The sequence below is a fragment of the Streptomyces sp. NPDC086777 genome (assembly GCF_040702065.1).
In the GTDB taxonomy this organism is placed as follows: Bacteria; Actinomycetota; Actinomycetes; order Streptomycetales; family Streptomycetaceae; genus Streptomyces.
The window spans coordinates 1-3,084 of record NZ_JBFBJI010000096.1; the positions used below are offsets into that span (position 1 = coordinate 1).

The 3,084-nt window shown below is 73.4% G+C and carries 2 protein-coding genes; both read left to right on the forward strand.

The genetic code is table 11. From position 1 onward, the window contains the following. On the forward strand, positions 1 to 788 hold a 788-nt coding region (locus AB0472_RS45915), incomplete at its 5' end, for a beta-ketoacyl reductase (protein WP_366365653.1). A 32-nt stretch (positions 789 to 820) separates the two neighbouring features. Beyond that, on the forward strand, positions 821 to 3,084 hold a 2,264-nt coding region (locus AB0472_RS45920), incomplete at its 3' end, for a type I polyketide synthase (protein ID WP_366365654.1).

The window sequence follows — 3,084 nt, forward strand, 5'->3', positions numbered from 1 at the left end:
GCCAGGCCAACTACGCCGCCGCCAACGCCGCCCTCGACGCCTACGCCCACCACCTCCGCACCCAACACGTCCCCGCCGTCTCCCTCGCCTGGGGCCTGTGGGCCGATGCGAGCGGCATGACCGCACACCTGGACGGGGGTGACCAGAACCGGATGAGCAGGCAGGGGGCGCTGGCCCTGTCCGCGGAGGAGGGCATGGCGCTGTTCGACGCGGGGCTGCGCTCGACCGAGGCGGTCCTGGTGACGAGCAGGATGAACTTCCCCGCGCTGCGCGCCCTGGCGGCCGAGGGGCGGCTGCCCGTCGTCTTCCGTTCGCTGGTGAGCCCGCCGCGCAAGGCGGTCCCGAGCGCGCGGCCCGACGAGGAGCCACTGGCCGCGCAGTTGACCGCGCTGTCCGGCGCGGACCGGCGGCGCCGACTGCTGGAGCTGGTGCGCGGACACGCCTCGACGGTGCTCGGCGGCGTGCCGGTGCGACCCGAACAGCCCTTCAAGGACGTCGGTTTCGACTCGCTGACGGCGGTCGAGCTGCGCAACCGGCTGGCCGCCGCGACCGGCGTACGGCTGCCCGCGACGCTGATCTTCGACTATCCGTCCCCGGCCGTGCTGACCCGCCATCTGCTGGCCGAGCTGCTGCCCGGGACGGGCGGGGACACGGCCGTGCCGGAGCCGTCGGAACAACCGGTCGCGGAGCCGGACACCGGTGTGGCGGTGGAGGCGGAGCTGCACCGGATCGCCGCCATGGACACCGACGACCTGGTGGCCCGCGCCCTGGGCGCGCTCGGCAACTGACCAGCCAACTGCCCGACGGAACGGAGAATGTGATGGGTACGTCGCCCAGCGACAAGGTCGTGGAGGCGCTGCGCGCCTCGCTGATGGAGAACGAGCGTCTCAAGCAGGAGAACCGGCGGGTCGCCGCGGCCGCCCGCGAGCCGATCGCGATCGTCGGCATGGCGTGCCGGCTGCCCGGCGGGGTGAGCACCCCGGACGAGCTGTGGCGGCTGGTCGACGAGGGCCGCGACGCGGTGTCCGGTTTCCCCGAGGACCGCGGCTGGGACCTGGAACGCCTCTTCGACCCGGACCCGGAGCGCGCCGGCACCTCGTACGTGAGCCAGGGCGGCTTCCTGCACGACGCCGGCGAGTTCGACGCGGGTTTCTTCGGGATATCGCCGCGTGAGGCGCTCGCCATGGACCCGCAGCAGCGGCTGCTCCTCGAAACGTCCTGGGAGGCGCTGGAGCGGGCGGGGGTCGACCCGACCGCGCTGGCGGGCGGCCGGGTCGGGGTCTACTCCGGGGTGATGTACCACGACTACGCGCCCGGCCTGGAATTCTCCCCGAAGGGACTGGAGGGCTTCCTGGGCACGGGCAACTCCGGGAGCGTGGCCTCGGGCCGGGTGTCGTACACGCTCGGTCTGGAGGGCCCGGCGATCACGGTCGACACCGCCTGCTCGTCGTCGCTGGTCGCGGTGCACCTCGCGGCGCAGGCGCTGCGGGCCGGCGAGATCGACATGGCGCTTGCGGGCGGTGCCGCCGTGATGGGCACGCCGGGTGTGTTCGTGGAGTTCTCCACCCAGCGGGGGCTGGCTGCGGACGGCCGCTGCAAGGCGTTCGCGGAGGCGGCCGACGGTACCGGCTGGGCCGAGGGGGTGGGAGTCCTCGCCCTGGAGCGGCTCTCCGACGCACAGCGGTCGGGTCACCCGGTGCTGGCGGTGGTGCGCGGTTCGGCCGTCAACCAGGACGGCGCGTCCAACGGGCTGACCGCGCCCAACGGACCGTCCCAGCAGCGCGTCATCCGCGCCGCGCTCGCCGCGGCGGGCCTGGCCCCGGACGGGGTGGACGCCGTCGAGGGGCACGGTACGGGGACCACGCTCGGCGACCCGATCGAGGCCCAGGCGCTCCTCGCGGCCTACGGCAAGGACCGCGGCTATCCGTTGTGGCTGGGGTCGCTGAAGTCGAACATCGGGCATGCGCAGTCGGCGGCCGGTGTCGCCGGGATCATCAAGATGGTCCAGGCGATGCGGCACGGCGTCCTGCCGAAGACCCTGCACGTGGACCAGCCCTCGACGAAGGTCGACTGGAACACCGGGGCGGTCGAACTGCTCACCGAGCGGCGGGAGTGGCCGAGGACCGGTCGGCCGCGCCGGGCCGCGGTGTCCTCCTTCGGCGTCAGCGGCACCAACGCCCACGTCATCCTCGAACAGGCCCCTGACCGGCCCGAACCGCAGCCCGCGCCTCGGCCGGCGGTCCTCCCGTGGCTGCTGTCCGCGAGGAGCGAGGCCGCCCTGCGCGCCCAGGCCGACCGGTTGTCGGCGGCGCCGGGTTCCCTCGACCCGGCGGCCGTGGCGCGCGGTCTGGCGTTCCACCGGGCCCGGCTGGACCGGCGCGCGGTGGTGCTGGGGACCACGTCGGAGGAGCTGTCGAGCGGGCTGAAGGCCCTCGCCGCGGGCGAGCAGGCGCCGAACGTGGTGACCGGGACGGCCGACGTGGACGGCAAAACCGTCTTCGTCTTCCCCGGCCAGGGACACCAGTGGGCCGGCATGGGCGCCCAACTCCTGGAGACGGAATGGGTGTTCGCCCAGGCCATCACCGACTGCGCCAACGCCTTCTCCACCTACGTCGACTGGGACCTGACCGCCGTACTGCGCCAAGCAGACGGAGCACCCGGCCTCGACCGCGTCGACGTCGTCCAACCCGCCTCCTTCGCCCTCATGACCGCCCTCGCCCGACTCTGGCAGCACCACGGCATCCACCCCGACGCCGTCATCGGCCACTCCCAAGGCGAAATAGCCGCAGCCCACATCGCCGGCGCCCTCACCCTCGACGACGCCGCCCGCATCATCACCCTCCGCAGCCAAGCCATCGCCACCCACCTCGCCGGACACGGCGGCATGCTCTCCCTCCCCCTCTCCCCCACCGAAGCCGAAGACCGCATCCGCCAATACGCCGGACGCATCGAGATCGCCGCCGTCAACGGACCCACCTCCACCGTCGTGGCAGGCGACGCCGACGCCCTCACCGACCTCCACGAAACAGCCCTCCACGCCGGCATCCGCGCCCGCACGATCCCCGTCGACTACGCCTCACACAC